The sequence below is a fragment of the Runella sp. SP2 genome, from assembly GCF_003711225.1.
Taxonomy (GTDB): domain Bacteria; phylum Bacteroidota; class Bacteroidia; order Cytophagales; family Spirosomataceae; genus Runella.
In genome coordinates this window covers 3,631,272-3,647,434 of the sequence record NZ_CP031030.1, presented here as the reverse complement: position 1 = coordinate 3,647,434, position 16,163 = coordinate 3,631,272, and the positions used below count along the sequence as shown (strand labels likewise).

Genomic DNA, 16,163 nt, shown 5'->3' with positions numbered 1-16,163 from the left:
AGCCGTAGGACCCTGTCCTACGGCTATTTATATTTGGTAGTTTCTACTTTACTCCCTACTACTTGTATATTTACCTTTTGAAACAGCATACCACTGTTTTTCAAAACACTTAACCGAAGATGATACATTTGACTACTACTCAAATCGAACACCTCGAAACTCAGGTGTTTCCTATTTATTTTAATACTTGTAGGTGGTTTGCGGGAAAAGCGCGTGCTCAAAAAGGCTTTCAAATTCGACATCGTTTGCCCGTGGGCGACGCCGTAATTTTAATAGTAGAGGCTACCTACCACGACGGAGAGCCCGAATTATACCAGTTGCCTTTTGCGGAAGTGGGAAGCGACATGGATGTTCCAGCTAAAGGAATCATTGAAAAAACAGATACCTCACAATGGATTGATGCGATTTATGATGCAGGTTTTAGGCATCAATTATATACCTCTATTTATGGGCAACTTGCACTTTCGACCGACGATGGGCAGTTGCAAGCGACCAAAGGGAGAGGACTTGCGGAGGCAGATGCACCAGAGGTGATTGACAGCCGCGTGTTGCCCGTTGATTCGAGTAACTCGGCGATGTTGTTTGGCGGGAAATACTTTATGAAGTTGTACCGAAAGCTCTTTGACCAAACCAACCCTGAGGTGGAAATGGTGAGTTTTTTGACCCAACACTCTGATTTTAGCAACATTCCTGCCTATGCGGGGAGTATCACGTGGCAACGAGCAGGGCAGCCCGACGTGACGTTGGGCATGATGCAGCAAGCCATTCGGGCCGAAAAAGACAACTGGGCGCTGACGGGCGATTTTCTCAATGACTTTATGTACGGCGTCCCGTCGGGGATGTTTGGTATCAACGAAAGTGTGTTTGAGCAAGTTGGTTTATTGGGAAAGCGCACGGGCGAAATGCACCTTGGCTTGTTTGCCCCTAGCGCTGAAGTAGCTTTTGCCCCCGAAAAATTTGATGATTTTTACCGTAATTTTTTACTAAAACGTCTTACTGACCTCCTCGACCGTCGCTATGCGTTGTTGATTGAAAATTACGATAAACTCGACGAACCTACGCAACGTTTGGCGTGGATTTTTATGGAAGCGCGGGAATTGATTGATGATTTTGCCAACGAAATGCTGACGCGCCCGTTGGATTCGTTGCGGATTCGGATTCACGGCGATTACCATTTGGGACAAGTGCTGACCGACAAGGGTGATTTTATCGTGATTGATTTTGAGGGCGAACCCGAGGCTACCATTGCCGAACGGAAAATAAAACACAGTCCGCTCAAAGACGTGGCGGGGATGATTCGGAGCTACCACTACGCCGTGAGTGCCAAGCTGTTTGAAAGTGCCGAAACGAAGGGAATTTCGTCCGAAAAGCTACAAATCGTTTCCGACCGTTGGTACAAACTCATGCGCGATACTTACATGGATGCTTACTTGGAAGCCTTTGGTTGGCCGCATCCGTTGTTTAAAAGTCAAAACGAAATCAACTTTTTATTGCTGTTTTTCTTGCTCGAAAAAGCCGTTTATGAACTCGGTTACGAAATCAGTTACCGACCATCGTGGGTGAACATTCCCTTGCGCGGGATTGTCGAAGTTATCCGTGAAATCGAGAAATTGAAAGAGCCAACGGTAAGGATTAGCCGATTGGGGATGCAATCCTAGGGTAAGTTTTGTATTTTTGTCGCGTTCATTGATGGCCCATTCATCGCGGTAGGGGTGTATAGTGGTTAGTCTAAAAATCATTGTATCACCTTCGTACCGAGTTTTTCGGGCACAACCTTTTATTTTAATGTCAAAAATTCAATCCATCGTACAGGCTTCCATTGATACAAAAAATCGCGTTTTAGCCGACGAAACTTTACTCAATACCGTGGCAGAAGTAGCTGCTGCGATGACCGAAGCCTTCAAAGCGGGTAAAAAAGTATTATTTTGTGGAAATGGCGGTAGTGCTGCCGATGCCCAACACCTAGCGGCCGAATTTAGCGGCCGTTTTTATTACGACCGCCCTCCCTTGTATTCGGAGGCATTGCACGTCAATTCGTCGTATGTGACGGCTGTCGGAAACGACTACAGCTACGACGTGATTTATTCGCGGATGATTGAGGCGATGGGTAAAGAAGGCGATGTTTTGGTCGGAATTTCTACCTCTGGCAACTCGCCCAACGTCGTCAAAGCCCTCGAAGCGGCCAATAAACTCGGCATGATTACCGTCGGTATGACGGGCGAAACGGGAGGAAAGATGAAAGAAGTAAGTAATTTTTTGATTAATATTCCTTCCAAAGATACCCCTCGTATTCAGGAGTGCCATATCTTACTAGGGCATATCCTGTGCCAATTGGTGGAGGAGAATGTGTTTCCTAAGTAATGACCCAGTAGAACACTAATTACCAATTTTATACATGTCTCTTTTACAAAACAAAGTCGCTATCGTAACGGGGGCTTCTCGTGGAATCGGGAAAGCCATTGCCACTCGCTTTGCCCAAGAGGGAGCTCAAGTGGCCTTTACGTATTTGTCGAGCGTCGAAAAAGGCCAAGCCTTAGAAGAAGAACTCAAACAATTTGGAACAAAAGTAAAGGGGTATCGCTCAGATGCTTCTGATTTTAAATCGGCCGAAGACCTTGTCGCGCAAGTTGTGGCCGATTTCGGCACGGTTGATGTAGTGGTTAATAACGCAGGTATTACCCGCGATGGCTTGTTGATGCGCATGACCGAAGAACAATGGGACGAGGTAATTCGCGTTAACTTAAAGTCGATTTTTAACTTGACCAAAGCCGTTACCAAAGTGATGATGAAAGCTCGTAGTGGGTCAATCATCAACATTACATCGGTGGTAGGTTTGACTGGAAACGCTGGACAAGCCAACTACGCGGCTTCTAAAGCGGGAATGATTGGTTTCACAAAATCAGTCGCCAAAGAACTTGGTTCACGCAATATTCGTTGCAATGCTGTGGCGCCAGGGTTTATCGAAACCGAAATGACGGGCGAGCTTAATGAAAAAGCCATTGAAGAATGGAAACAGGGAATCCCGTTGAAACGCGGTGGTGCCCCCGAAGAAGTAGCCGACTGCATCGTATTTTTGGCCTCTGACATGTCGAAGTACATCACAGGGCAGGTGTTACAAGTGGACGGTGGAATGGTGATGTAAAACATAGATTCAACTTCCCGAAAGCTTCAAGCTTTTCGGGAAGTTTTTATCCTAAGCCTTTTTCTGTAACAAATAAAAATAATGTAGGTTATTGAATCAAAGCGGGTAGCTGATTTAAAATGGACTAATAAATAACCGATAATTCTCTAATGTTTGCAGCCGAGATTATTTTTCAGACACCATATTGGTACGTAGGATTGTGTTTGTTGGCAGGGGCGGCCTATGCTTTTTTTCTTTACCAACCTAAACCTATTTGGAGTAAAACAACCAACTACGCGCTTGCCCTTTTTCGGGGAGCGCTGGTGAGTATCATCGCTTTTTTACTGCTTAATCCGCTGTTGAGAACTATTCAAACTTTCAGCGATAAGTCGAAGGTAGTACTGGCGATTGACAACTCCGAATCGGTAGCGAGCTATGGAAAAAAAGCCCTCGAAGCCCTCGAAAACCTTCGTGAAGCCCTCGCCGATGAAGGAATAGATGTGGCCGTTCAAACCTTAAATTCCGAAAATTACCAAGAAGAGTTGTCGAAAGTGGCTTTTAATCAGCCTACTACCAATCTCGCTGACATGTTGGGAGGAGCAAAAAGCAACTACGAAGGTCGCAACTTGACCGATGTGGTGCTGCTCACCGACGGCATTAGCAACCAAGGACTTGCGCCCACTTTTACCAATTATCCATTCCGAATTCACAGCGTAGGCGTGGGGGATACCTTGCCCAAACGTGACATTAGCATCAAGAACATTGCGGCCAATAAAATTGCCTACTTGGGAAATCAATTCCCAATTAACGCCGATATTGTTGCTAGCGGTTTTCAAGGTCAGACGGTGACAGTGACACTCCGCCAAGGAAGCTCGACGCTGAGCAGCCAACGCGTGACTTTTGGTCAAAAAGATGATTTTAAACAGATCTCTTTTCAAGCTACTTCGACCGTCAAGGGGCTTCAACACTATGTCATCGAGGTGGAGGCGCTCAAGGGTGAATTTACGACCCGAAATAACCGCCGCGATGTGTATCTTGACATCATCGACGGCAAAGAGAAAGTGCTTGTATTGGCCTTGGCTACTCACCCAGACATTAAAGCAATTCGGACAATTTTAGAGAAAAACCTCAACTACGAGGTGGATGTCAAAGTCTTTGGCGTCAATCCGTCGGCTGAAACTTACCCCGACAAAAAATATGATCTCATTATTTTGCACCAATTGCCCGATTTGTTCAACATCGGTGGTGACATTATTCAGCGCTATTTACAGCGCGATAACACGCCTCTTTTCTTTATTTTAGGTTCGCAAGCCAATACTGCCAAGGCTAGTCAGCTTAATTCGGCCGTGACGGTGATGGCAAATCCAGGCCAAATTGATAAAGTGTCGGGGCGGTTTAACCCAAACTTTAATTTGTTAAACCTTGACCCCGAAAAACTCCGTATTTTGGAAAAAATGCCTCCGTTGACCGTCCCTTTTGGTGAATATCGCCTGTCGCCTGGTAGCGAGGTGGTGTTGTACCAAAACGTAGGCAATCTCAAAACTACAAAGCCGCTGTTGGTGCTGAATACGGGTGGTGCCCGTAAATCGGCGGTACTGGCAGGAGAGGGGATTTGGCAATGGCGAATGGAAGAATACGCCTTGACCGAAAAACAAGAAGCGGTGGATGAGCTGCTTCAAAAAGTAATTCAGTTGATTTCGGTCAAAGAAGACAAACGCAAGTTTCGGGTGTATCCTCTAGCCAATGAATACAACGTAGGCGACAAAGTAACGTTTGAAACCGAAGTATATAACGATATTTACGAAAAAACGTACGGACAAAGCATTCGTCTCGAAATCACAGACGAACGCGGAAAAACCCAGCCCTACACTTATACCAATGCCGAGGGAAGTTCGCGTTTTGAGTTGAGTGGTCTTGGTCAAGGGGTATATCAGTACAAGGCAACGACCAGTTTGCAAAACAAAGTAGAATCAGTAACGGGGCAGTTTATTGTGCGTGATTTGGCGCTTGAAACGCTTAACTTGACGGCTGATTATGGGATGCTACGCGCACTTTCCCAACAAACAGGCGGGCAGTTTGTGAAGGCCGACCAAATTGCACAATTGAAAGACTATTTGCTTAAAAATAAGGCTCCTGACCGCCTAGACAGTGCCGAAGACTTGTCCGAACTGATTCAGAACAAGTGGTTGTTTTTCTTGTTGTTGTTGTTGGCAACAGCCGAATGGGGAGTACGAAAGTACCAAGGAAGTTATTAACCATCATAATGCCTCAAATTAGACGACAGCTAGTAATTCTAGTATTGTGCATTTTTACGTTGGGGAAAGAAGAGGCTTTTGCTCAAAAAGATACACTTGCGACCCGTCCCAATTACCGAGCTTTGCGCTGGATAATGGCGGGAGAGAGCGCAGCCTACGTCGGGTCTATTTATGGCTTGAGCAAGGCGTGGTACAAGACCAATGATTTCAGCCATTTCCACGTAAGTGACGATGCGCACGAGTGGCAACAGCTCGACAAAGTAGGACATTTCTTTACAGCTTACCAAATTTGTCGCCATACTGCGGCGCTTTATCGGCAAACCAATGTGAGCCGCAAACAAGCTGCCTTGTACGGTGCGCTTTCTGGTTTTTTGTTTTTGACTCCTATCGAAATTTTGGATGGATTTCAATACCCGACTTATGGTTTTTCACCTTCCGACATGGTGGCCAACGTGCTGGGGCCGTCGTTGTACCTAGGTCAGTATGCACTTTGGAACGAAGAACGCATTGTTCCAAAATTTTCGTTTCACCCCACGCCACTTGCCAAAGTTCGCCCCGAACTGCTTGGGCAAAACCTCAGTGAACAATGGCTTAAAGATTATAACGGCCAAACGTACTGGTTTTCGTTCAACGTGGCTTCATTTATACCAGCCGCTCGCTTTCCAAAGTGGCTTAGTGTGTCGTTTGGGTACGGCATTCACGATATGGTAGGGGCAGAAATCGAAAAAAGTAGGATGTTAGGGTATGACCCTTATCGGCAATACTACCTGTCGTTAGACATAGATTTTCGGCGTATTCCAACCCGTCGAAAAGGGTTAAAGGCATTGTTTTTTCTGCTAAATACAGTGAAAATACCTGCTCCGACGTTGGAATACACGCGAAAATATGGAGTCAAAGCCCATTGGTTATATTTTTAACAATGGCTTATCAGAACGAGGTCTTCTAATAAATACTTAGTGCTTCTTGGTACTTTTTTGGCGTTACCCCAAAATGCTTCTGGAACATTTTATTAAACTTAATGGGATGAGAATACCCTACTCGTAGGGATACCTGCGCTCCCCTGACTCCTTTTCGCAGTAGGTCGGCGGCGTATTCCATTTTTCTATCAATATAAAATTGATAAAATGGTTTGCCGTACGCATCCTTAAAATGTGTCTTGAATACCGATACTTTAAAGTTTAAACGTTGGGCAACAACTTCTAAATTGGGTTCTTCTCCTGCCGACAAATAATGATCAATCATTCGTTCAATTTCCTTCTTTAGAGAAAAAAGACGCTTTACATGCCCTTCTTGTGATTTTGAACCCCCGCCCATTTCATAAGGTGGGTCTTCCATACTAGCTTGATTTGTAGTGTCATAGCTTGAAGGTGAAGTCACATTTACATCGTTAGGTTGGTGGCTCACAACAAAGGGTACCTTAGTTTGTAGTAGTAGTTCTACTACGTGTGGTAATTCCTCTTGCTTAATAAAAATGTTGACATAGGGCGGAGCCACTTGATTGGAAATAGGGTCTATATGTATCATATTACTGGTAGGGTAAACGATTGTAAACTATACTGATTTCAAAAGTAAGGATTTTTTTAAAGCTAAAAAGGGACTACTTATTAAACGGTCTTGAATGGGTATATTAGGTATTAAAACGGTTACGAAACTATACTTGTGTCAATTCTACACTTTTCTAATAGACATATTTTATATGCCTATTAAACACGTTGATATAAATCGAATATACCCTTTAGGTAAACGTTTATAGATTTTCTTTAGGTATTTATTATAATAAGTAATTCTTTTGCCTAAGATTTTTGGTTTTTACCGCTTTATTCTCACCTATGAATATCTTGTTTATCCAATCCAATCCACTGGAAAACTCTCATTTTGAAACCCTGCTTTCTGATTTAGGCTACTCAATCGTTGGTAAAGTTGGCTCTTGTGAAGAAGGACTTGATTTGATTGAAGTAAGTCACGTGGACTTAATTATCGCGACGATTTTCGAAGATGCAACGGCACAAGACAAGGAATGCTTGGGGTCGTTGGGGGCTTTTCACATTCCGATTATATTAATCATCAATGAAGACGTGCCCCAAATCTATGAGAAGGTCGCCAATTTTACGCACGTATTTTATTTAGTAAAGCCCTTTCATACAAATACCCTAGAGAGCGCTATCCGAATCTTATCGCAACAAATCAGGCAAGAACCACAATTTATCAGGGGTACTTCTCGCGGTGAAATTATTGCGATTAAAGATATTCTGTACATCGAGGTAGAACGTACCTACACCTTCATTCAGACCAAGACCAAGCGTTATGCGTTTAAAAAATCGCTTACGTTGTTGAAACAACACCTGCCTCTAGGTCGCTTTTTACAAGTACACCGTAGTTTTCTGGTTCAGAAGATGTTTGTCAAAAAAATAGACTTTGAAAAGAGTCAGGTAGAGCTTGAAGAGGGGCATTTGCTACCAATAAGTCGGCGGGCAAAACATGAATTGCAGTCGAAAAACCTCAATACTATTATTTAGTGGGATATAAGTCTATATACCAAATTTAGCTAGTAAACTTATCGGCTTTGGTTTGTTTATGCGTTTTGGACCCAATGGCTTGCATTACTTCCGTATTATATACTAAAAAATATAATTTGTATTGGTATATAAAAATAGAGGTATTGAAAGTTTAAATAGACCTATTTTTGAAATATAATTAGGTATGGTATATGTATTTTAATTTTAGTACATCAGAAATGATTTATTTTTATTTGCTGCAAAATTTTGAAAATTAATTGATTTAAAGTATCCATTTAGGTTGAATAAATTATGTACTTATTTTAAGTGTATTAATGAATTGTATGATATTTATTTTCCTTTTATTTTATGTAATTATTTTATAATCAGTAGTTTGTGTGTATAAATGTGTCTGAATGTCTATTTTATGATAAATAAAAATAGCTATATGTTTACATAGATTACTTATTTATATGTTGATATTATTTTTTTATAATAATGTTTTATCGTCGGCACCATAATTGCGATTGCTTGTGTTTGTTTCTTTCTTTATGATAGTTGGTGATTGATCTCGTTTGTCGTTTTCTTTAGTATCCTATAAGAAGCCGTATGTATCCTTTTTAGTTAATTGTGTACTTTTTGGGATGGTCTTTGTTACATACTATTCCAAACATTTTACCCATGAAAAAGTACATCTACATTCCTTCTATTCATCCAAAAATCTACAGGTTATTTTGTTTCACAACCTTGTTATTGGGAACAGTCTTGTCTGCGATGGCTCAGGTAACCATTTCTTTGGACTACAAAGAGAAAAATAACCTGACCAGCGTCCAATCGGGAGATAAATACACGCTTCAATTGGATTATTCGATTTCCAGTACGACAGGAAATGCCTCCAATGTAAAGGCCGTTATTAATTTGCCCGATAATATTTATACCGTGGGCGAATTTGTGGGAACAATCCACGCGCCAGTGGCGAACTTCGTTTTTACCAACACGGTAGGCGCCAAAAAACTAACCATAAACTTTGTCAATCCAGTGCCATCGGGCTCGACGGGCGTACTGGAGTTTATTGTCAGAACCAATAACCTGACTACGCCCAACAATACCCAACTTTGTACAACTGCCGAGATAACGGATGGCAGTGGGGCTACTTCGGGGGCTAAAAATCATTGTATCAATGTAACGGCCATCCCTCGGATTTGTGCCTTGAAAACATTACTCAATGGTGGAGCTATCAACAACATTACAACGTATCGGGTGCGGGTCTCGGCAAACGGAGGTTCTAATCCTCTGTTTACCCCCTTTGGAACTTTGCAGGCAACGAATATTACCGTAACCGATAACTTACCCGCCAATGCAGAGTTTATCAGCGCCAAAGTGTATAGCCTTAACGGTACCCAAGTTGGGACAGGAACATACTCCGCAGGGGTGGTTACGGCCGCTATACCAAATTTGACCTTACGACAATACGGCAATGGCACGTGGGAAAGTTTTTATTTTAATTTAGATATACAGGTGAAATTTAACTCACCTACTTTCAACGCATCCGATGTGGTGACCAATACTGCAACGGTCGATTATACGCCTTTTTCAGGGAGTGCGGCTGTGCTCAATAATGGCGACAATGTGGGAGGCAACTGTGTTTCTGATTTAATAGAGACGACCACCTTAGCCAACCCTGTTACTGCTGCGGTATTGGCCAAAGGTGGAAGTGGTAATTACTTTCCAGGGCAGCGATTTTCGTATCCGTGGAGTTTTACAAACACAGGAAACGTTCCTTTGGAAAATGTAGAAATCATCGAAACCATCCCTGCCAATGTTATCATTGACCAAGATGCCGAATACAATGGGGTACGGGTACTTGAGTGGGAGGATATTCATCACATTGAGTACCAGACCAATATGTCAGGAAGTACTTGGGTTGTATTAGCCGCCGCTACGGGTGTTCCTGACCTTCCTTCAGGTACTTACTTTACAAAAATCAAGTTTGTCCTAACAACTCCCTTCCTTCCGAATGCTTCCATATTAGCAGTTAACCAGATATTGCATTTTAAAGCAATTGGAGAGGTAACTGCTGCCGAAACAGTCACTAACTGCATGGAGTGGACAAGTACTTCGGCAGGAATACCCAACCAAGCAGGGCGGACAGTATGTAACAGTTCGGTGACTTTACAACCCCGACCTACTACCTCCAGGGCTATATATAGTGCAGCACATGGGTCAAATTGCGCGCAAGTAGCAGGAGGAACGGTGGCTTTTTCTGGTACGTTACTCGCAGATATAGGGTATTCAAATGGTCTAAATCCTGTCTGTGCTTTATTGATCCCTTCGGGCTCTATTTATGTGCCAGGCTCCGAGACTTTTACCGCTAATAATACGGGCATTACGACCCCGCCTACCTTAGAGATTATTCCTAATTATATCACAACGGGAGGAATACTACGAGATTTATACCGCTGGACATTTCCAAGCGGAACTGTAGTACCTTACGGTGAACGATTCACGGTGGGGGTTTCCGTGAAAATTTCGCAAGCGCTTCCCCCTGGCTCTTATAATGCCGAGTTTATTGCTACCTTCTCCAATGCTTCTGCGAATGCGCCAGACTACAACTTTGGGAATTTTACGGATACAAAGGACTGGGATTTAGACGGAAATACTACTGAGTTGGTAGGAAGAGCTAATACAAATTACGGACAATGTGACATTAATATTGCCGCTTCTGCATCTATGGAATCCATCAAATGGGTCAAAGGGCTGTGCGATGTCGCTTATTCTCGTTATCCTGCTTTTGGCCAAACGGTTCCAGGAGGAGATGCCGACTACCGTCTCATCATCAAAAACACGGGTAACGTAGTGATGAAAGACATCAAAATCATTGATATTTTACCTTTTGTGGGCGACCGAGGTGTGATTGATCCCCAAGGGCGCCAAACCCAATGGCGCCCCAACTTGGCCAATCCAATTTCTGCGCCAACGGGGGTAACAGTTTATTATACAACTGTCTCTAATCCTTGCCGTGATGAAGTAAAGCAACCCTCTGACCCTTCGCCTTTCCCAACGGGTTGTACACCTCCCAACTGGAGCGTGACGCCACCTTTGGATATTACGCAAGTTCAGGCGGTAAAAATTGATTTTGGTACAAAAACATTGATTGGCGGCGATTCGCTGGTTTTCAGTTGGCCGATGCGAGCGCCAGTAGATGCCCCGACCAATGACGAAATTGCGTGGAATTCCTTTGGTTTTGTTGCTACTCGTACCGACAATAATCAACCATTGCTTGCCGCCGAGCCTATTAAAGTGGGGATTAAACTAAAGCCTTTACAGCCTGCACTTTATGGTGATTATGTGTGGATAGATACCAATAAAAATGGCATTCAGGACGACGGAGCAACGGGGGTATCGGGCGTGCGCGTGGAACTTTATAAAGACAACGGCGATGGCGTATCAGACCCTGCTACTGACCTATTTGTTGGCTTTACAGTGACTGATGGCACGGGTAAATATTTGTTCTCTACCTTACAACCAGGTGATTACTTCGCCAAGTTTTATCCACCAGCAGGCTATGTAACCACTACTACCGATCAGGGCGGCAATGACGCTTTAGATTCTGATGGTATCATTACGATTGTCACAACCTTAGATGCAGGCGAGGATGATCGTACGTGGGATTTGGGTATTTATCAAGATACAAACTGTGATGTCAAAATTACGAATTATACGCTTAGTCCATGCGTATGGACAGGTACTGCCAGTGAAGTAACAGTCAATGTGTTTGTAGCTTGGGCAAATGCGCCAAGTGGCCAAAATATCAACGTTACCCTCAATGGCGTAACCCAAACCATTGACCTAACGACAGCCACTTCGCCCGCGTTGGTATCGTTTACACTTCCTGCCAACAATACCGATTATGTGCTCAATGCGGTCTTTAGTGGAACCAGCACATGCAAGGATAGCAAGACCATACGCACCCCGTTGCCATGTCAGCCAGCCGTTTGTGTATTAAATATAGATGCAGTAAACGTAGGTGCTTGCAAAGATGGCAAAGCGCCATTGGATATAGTGGTGTCTTGGTCGGGTAATCCATCGGGCGAAAATATCGTTGTAACTGCGGGAGATTCAACCCGTATCATCAATGTTGCTGGAGGGGTACTTTCGCCAGTGACGGTAAACTTCAATATGCCAAGCAATGGCCAAGTGGATGTGCCCATCAATGTAGGTTTTCAAACAACCACCGCTTGCAAAGACACGGACAAATTTACGCTTCCAAATTGTGTATGTATCAAACCAAATGCAGGAAATAATGTGAGCGTTTGTGCACCAGCTACTACTGCTAAACTAACTGCCGTTACGACAGGTGGTACATGGGCACCGATTGGTAGCCCTGCCAACCCTGCGGCTGCGACCATTGATGCCAATGGCAACGTAACGGGCATGACAGTGGCAGGAACGTATCGTTTTGTGTATTCGGTCAGTAGCCTGAATTGTACGGATACGGCGGCCGTAATTGTGAATGCTATTGTTCCCGTTGCTGCTACTCCACTTTGCCACGCCAACGGTACGCCTGAAGATGGTACGAACGATTACATGACATTCAGTATTCGTGTGTCCACCACTCCAATGAGTGCTAATAAATTTACGGTAACGGCTACGCAAGGCGGGAATCCATTAGTTATAACGTTGTCAAACGGCAGCGCGGCGACAGCAATTAATTGCGGACTGAATACCCCATTGCGTACGCCAGCGGGTAGCGCGGGCAAAGGTAACGTGACCTTAACGATTACGGATAACGTAACAGGCTGCTCTACGACAGTGGTCGTGACCGACCCAGGAACTTGTGCCGTAACTTGCGTGCAAGGAACGCCTAGCACGGTTACCTATGAATATGGTACCCAAGTTGACATTACAGAGCTAAACTCCTTGCCGATTATCATACCAAAGTTTGACGAACAAGGCGGTACGCGGGTATTAAAATCGGTAAAGTTAGAATATTTAGTAGGTGGCAAAACGGCCTTCATCTTTGAGAATAGGGCAGCTCAATCTCAGTCTTTCAGTGCGACGGCCAGTTCGGTGGCAACGATTAATTTGAATGGGACAGACATTGCGACGAATACGTTGGAAATGTTGATTCCACAGACGACGTTGCCAGGAGGTATTTTGGTACCAGCGACGGGCAGTTGGGCGGGAGATAGTATTCCATCACCAGTACCCACGCCAACAACCTTGGGACGGATGTCATCGTGGGTGAGTGATTATTTGACGGTCTTCAAAGATCCTCGTACGGATGCACGTTGGGTGACAAATGCGACGGGAGATGCGACGGATGACGATGACATGTATCTAAACCCGATGATAGCAGACTCAGCGAGTGGAACGTTTACGTATAATACAGCATTGGCGTTGGCACCCTTTATTGGAACGGGAAATGTTCCTTTGAATGTGAGCACGTTATCAGGACTTAGTTCGACAGGCGGTGGAGGCAACTTGCTTGCTTTACAACGGACGCGAGCGTATGCAAGTGCGAAAGTGACTTATACCTATGAGTGTATTTTGTGTACCAAACCAGTGGCAGTAGTTACGCCGAAAACACAGTCGATATGCGTAGGTAGTGCAGCAACGACCTACACAGCCACGCCAAGTACGGGGGTGGAATACAAATGGTATGGCCCATTGGCAGACACAACGAGCAGCTTGGGCGCAGCAGTGAGCGGTGCAACAAGTGCGACGTTTATACCAAGTGGCGCAGCATTAACCACGGCTGGAACAAAATATTACGCAGTGGTAGTAAACACGACGGGAGATGTGAATTGTGCGGATACGGCTTTTGTACGTTTGGTAGTAAATGCCAAGCCAGTAATTAGCGGCGGCAGCGCGACGATTTGCGCAGGTGAGTCAGTTGATTTGACTACGAAAATTACGAATTACAACACGTATTTAAGCCCCGTGTGGACAATAGGAACAGCAAATGGCACGGTAGTAGCAACGCCAAGTTCAGTGAAACCAACTGGCACAACGACGTATGTATTGGTAGCACAAAATGCAGCAGGTTGCAAAGACACGGCGAATGTGGTAGTGACGGTGAATGCCAAACCCAATGCGGGTAAAGACACGACCTTGGCGTGCGTGAATGCAGCGACAAATACTTTGGCAACAAGTTATACTTTAGTGCCAAGTCCTGCGGGAGGAAGCTGGTCACAATTAGGCACGACTCCAGCGACGGCGACGATTTCTGGCAACAACGTGACGGGTATGAGTGTGGCAGGAACGTATCAGTTCATTTACACGACGACCGCAGGTTGCAAAGACACGGTCGCGGTGACGGTAGCGCCATGCGCAGGTTGCGTGAAACCAAATGCAGGTGCTGATGCGGCGAATGTATGCCAACCGACGAGTACGGCGAAGTTAACGGCAGTGACGACAGGTGGCACATGGGCACCAATTGTCAGCCCCGCTAACCCAAGCGCAGCAACGATAGACGCCAATGGCAATATCAGCGGTTTGAATGCGGCAGGCACGTATAAGTTTGTCTATTCGGTAACAAGTGGTGGTCAAACGTGTACGGACACGGCGCAAGTGATTGTACTTGCCAAGCCAGTAATTGCCGACGGTTCTGCGACGATTTGCGCAGGCGAGTCAGTAGATTTGACATCTAAGATTACCAATTACAATACGTACTTGAGTCCAGTATGGACAGTGGGCACGGCGAGCGGGACAGCCGTAGCAACGCCAAGTTCAGTGAAACCAACTGGCACAACGACGTATGTGTTGGTGGCTCAAAATGCAGCTGGTTGCAAAGACACGGCGAACGTAGTAGTGACGGTGAATTCAAAACCAAGCGCAGGTAAAGACACGACCTTGGTTTGTTCAAACGGCAATGTTCCATCAAGTGTTCAATTATCAGCGGCACCAACGGGGGGCACATGGTCAGCATTGACGGGCAATCCAACGGGCGCGACGGTGAACAGTTCAGGTTTAGTAAGTATCACCAACGCCACTGCCCAAGGTAAGGCGTTTGACTTTGTTTATTCGGTAAATGGTTGTCAAGATACGGTGAAGGTAATTGTTCCTACTTGCCCTGCTCCATGTGTAGAGTCAACAATTAGTTCAGCGGCCCCTGTATGTTCAAATGATGCGCAAACCTACAGTTTTACCTTTACGATTAACAATCAGTTAGGCATTGTAAAAGTGAATAAAGGCACGTTGAGCGGAAGTAATCCTTACACGGTATCAGGTATTCCATCGGGTCAGAATGTGATTATTACCGACAGTTTGAGCGCAATTTGTAAGACTGATACGACGATAGCGGGCGTTAATTGTAACTGTAATCCAGCCTTGCCCCAGTTGTTGACGCCAAGTTTGACGGCTTGCATCGGGGATACTTTCCCAACCTTAAAAGCAACGGTGGTGGGACTAGCAACGGTAGAATGGTTTAGCCAACAAACGGGCGGAACGGTGTTATTCACAGGTTTAAATTACAAACCAAGTGGAACGGTAGCGGCAAATACAGCCTTTTACGCCCAAGCGCGGAGCACTGACCCGACCTGTCCAACGGCCATAAGCACGAGTCGTGTACCAGCGACGATTAATGCCCAAAGCTGTATCGATACGATTGACTTGGCGTTGAAGAAGTCAATTAATACGAAGATAGCACGGGTTGGTGATGTGCTGACTTACACCATCAAAGTATGGAACGAGTGGACTAAGAACGCGACGGGAGTAGAGGTTGTTGATAGTATTGCTACGACGGTGCAGTTTGTGAGCGGCAGCTTTGTCGCGAGTCGTGGTAGTGCGACAATCAGTGGCAATGTGATTAAGTGGAACATAGGCAACATCGCTGCGGGAGGCGATACGGTAACGTTACGTTATCAAGTGAAGGCAACGCAGGTGGGAATTCATTTGAACACGGCTGAAATCAGCAAGACCAACGAGAAAGACAGAGACAGCACGCCAGGCAACGGCAAAGGTGGTGAAGATGATATCGACCAACAATGCTTTACGGTACCTTTTGACTTATGTCCAAACCAAAAGTTGGAAGTGAGTGTTCCTGCTAACTTGACGAACGTACAATGGTTCAAAAACGGCGGCACGACGTCGGTCGCGACGGGTAATGTGGTGTTGTTCTCGGAAGTGGGCGTTTATACTTTCACAGCGACGAACCAGGCGTGCCCAGCCAACGGCTGTTGTCCAGTCATCATCGAAGCGGGGACGAATTGCTGTCCTGTGGATATATGCGTACCGTTTACGGTGAAGAAGAAGCGAAAATAAAAATAGCGTAAATAACAAAGGCGGCCA

The 16,163-nt window shown here is 45.0% G+C and carries 8 protein-coding genes; 7 read left to right on the top strand and 1 reads right to left on the bottom strand.

The genetic code is table 11. The annotated features are described in order from the left end of the window. The first annotated feature begins 119 nt into the window (after positions 1–119). The 5 genes from DTQ70_RS14715 to DTQ70_RS14695 all read left to right on the top strand — a co-directional run bounded on the left by DTQ70_RS14715 (position 120) and on the right by DTQ70_RS14695 (position 6,293). Positions 120–1,658 carry a maltokinase N-terminal cap-like domain-containing protein gene (locus tag DTQ70_RS14715; protein ID WP_122931510.1) on the top strand — a complete coding sequence of 513 codons (1,539 nt, stop codon included), beginning with the start codon at positions 120–122 and terminating at the stop codon, positions 1,656–1,658. Positions 1,659–1,785: 127 nt separating this feature from the next. Continuing rightward, positions 1,786–2,361, top strand: a complete 576-nt coding sequence (locus DTQ70_RS14710; RefSeq protein WP_122931509.1) for an SIS domain-containing protein — start codon at positions 1,786–1,788, stop codon at positions 2,359–2,361. A 34-nt stretch (positions 2,362–2,395) separates the two neighbouring features. Continuing rightward, positions 2,396–3,142: a 3-oxoacyl-[acyl-carrier-protein] reductase gene (fabG, locus tag DTQ70_RS14705; RefSeq protein WP_028526963.1), complete on the top strand. Its 747-nt coding sequence runs from the start codon at positions 2,396–2,398 to the stop codon at positions 3,140–3,142. A 149-nt stretch (positions 3,143–3,291) separates the two neighbouring features. Next, on the top strand, positions 3,292–5,376 hold the full coding sequence (locus DTQ70_RS14700) for a VWA domain-containing protein (protein WP_122931508.1): 2,085 nt from the start codon (positions 3,292–3,294) through the stop codon (positions 5,374–5,376). A gap of 8 nt (positions 5,377–5,384) precedes the next feature. Next, entirely contained in the window at positions 5,385–6,293 is a 909-nt protein-coding gene (locus DTQ70_RS14695; protein WP_229600135.1) for a DUF2279 domain-containing protein, read from the top strand. Between the two features lie 25 nt (positions 6,294–6,318). On the opposite strand, the gene DTQ70_RS14690 is transcribed toward DTQ70_RS14695, so the two are convergent. Beyond that, positions 6,319–6,900, bottom strand: coding sequence for a helix-turn-helix transcriptional regulator (locus DTQ70_RS14690; RefSeq protein ID WP_122931506.1), 582 nt, complete (start codon positions 6,898–6,900; stop codon positions 6,319–6,321). Positions 6,901–7,205: 305 nt separating this feature from the next. Here DTQ70_RS14690 and DTQ70_RS14685 point away from each other — a divergent pair, with 305 nt between their 5' ends. Both DTQ70_RS14685 and DTQ70_RS14680 read left to right on the top strand, forming a co-directional pair. Further along, positions 7,206–7,892: a LytTR family DNA-binding domain-containing protein gene (locus DTQ70_RS14685; RefSeq protein WP_122931505.1), complete on the top strand. Its 687-nt coding sequence runs from the start codon at positions 7,206–7,208 to the stop codon at positions 7,890–7,892. Positions 7,893–8,552: 660 nt separating this feature from the next. Further along, positions 8,553–16,136, top strand: a complete 7,584-nt coding sequence (locus DTQ70_RS14680) for an SdrD B-like domain-containing protein (protein ID WP_122931504.1) — start codon at positions 8,553–8,555, stop codon at positions 16,134–16,136. Positions 16,137–16,163 lie beyond the last annotated feature (27 nt).

What these genes read in the sequence shown, in the direction of transcription:
- DTQ70_RS14715 (WP_122931510.1), top strand. Translation starts at nt 120, where the DNA reads ATGATACATTTGACTACTACTCAAATCGAACACCTCGAAACTCAGGTG.
- DTQ70_RS14710 (WP_122931509.1), top strand. Translation starts at nt 1,786, where the DNA reads ATGTCAAAAATTCAATCCATCGTACAGGCTTCCATTGATACAAAAAAT.
- fabG (WP_028526963.1), top strand. Translation starts at nt 2,396, where the DNA reads ATGTCTCTTTTACAAAACAAAGTCGCTATCGTAACGGGGGCTTCTCGT.
- DTQ70_RS14700 (WP_122931508.1), top strand. Translation starts at nt 3,292, where the DNA reads ATGTTTGCAGCCGAGATTATTTTTCAGACACCATATTGGTACGTAGGA.
- DTQ70_RS14695 (WP_229600135.1), top strand. Translation starts at nt 5,385, where the DNA reads ATGCCTCAAATTAGACGACAGCTAGTAATTCTAGTATTGTGCATTTTT.
- DTQ70_RS14690 (WP_122931506.1), bottom strand. Translation starts at nt 6,900, where the DNA reads ATGATACATATAGACCCTATTTCCAATCAAGTGGCTCCGCCCTATGTC.
- DTQ70_RS14685 (WP_122931505.1), top strand. Translation starts at nt 7,206, where the DNA reads ATGAATATCTTGTTTATCCAATCCAATCCACTGGAAAACTCTCATTTT.
- DTQ70_RS14680 (WP_122931504.1), top strand. Translation starts at nt 8,553, where the DNA reads ATGAAAAAGTACATCTACATTCCTTCTATTCATCCAAAAATCTACAGG.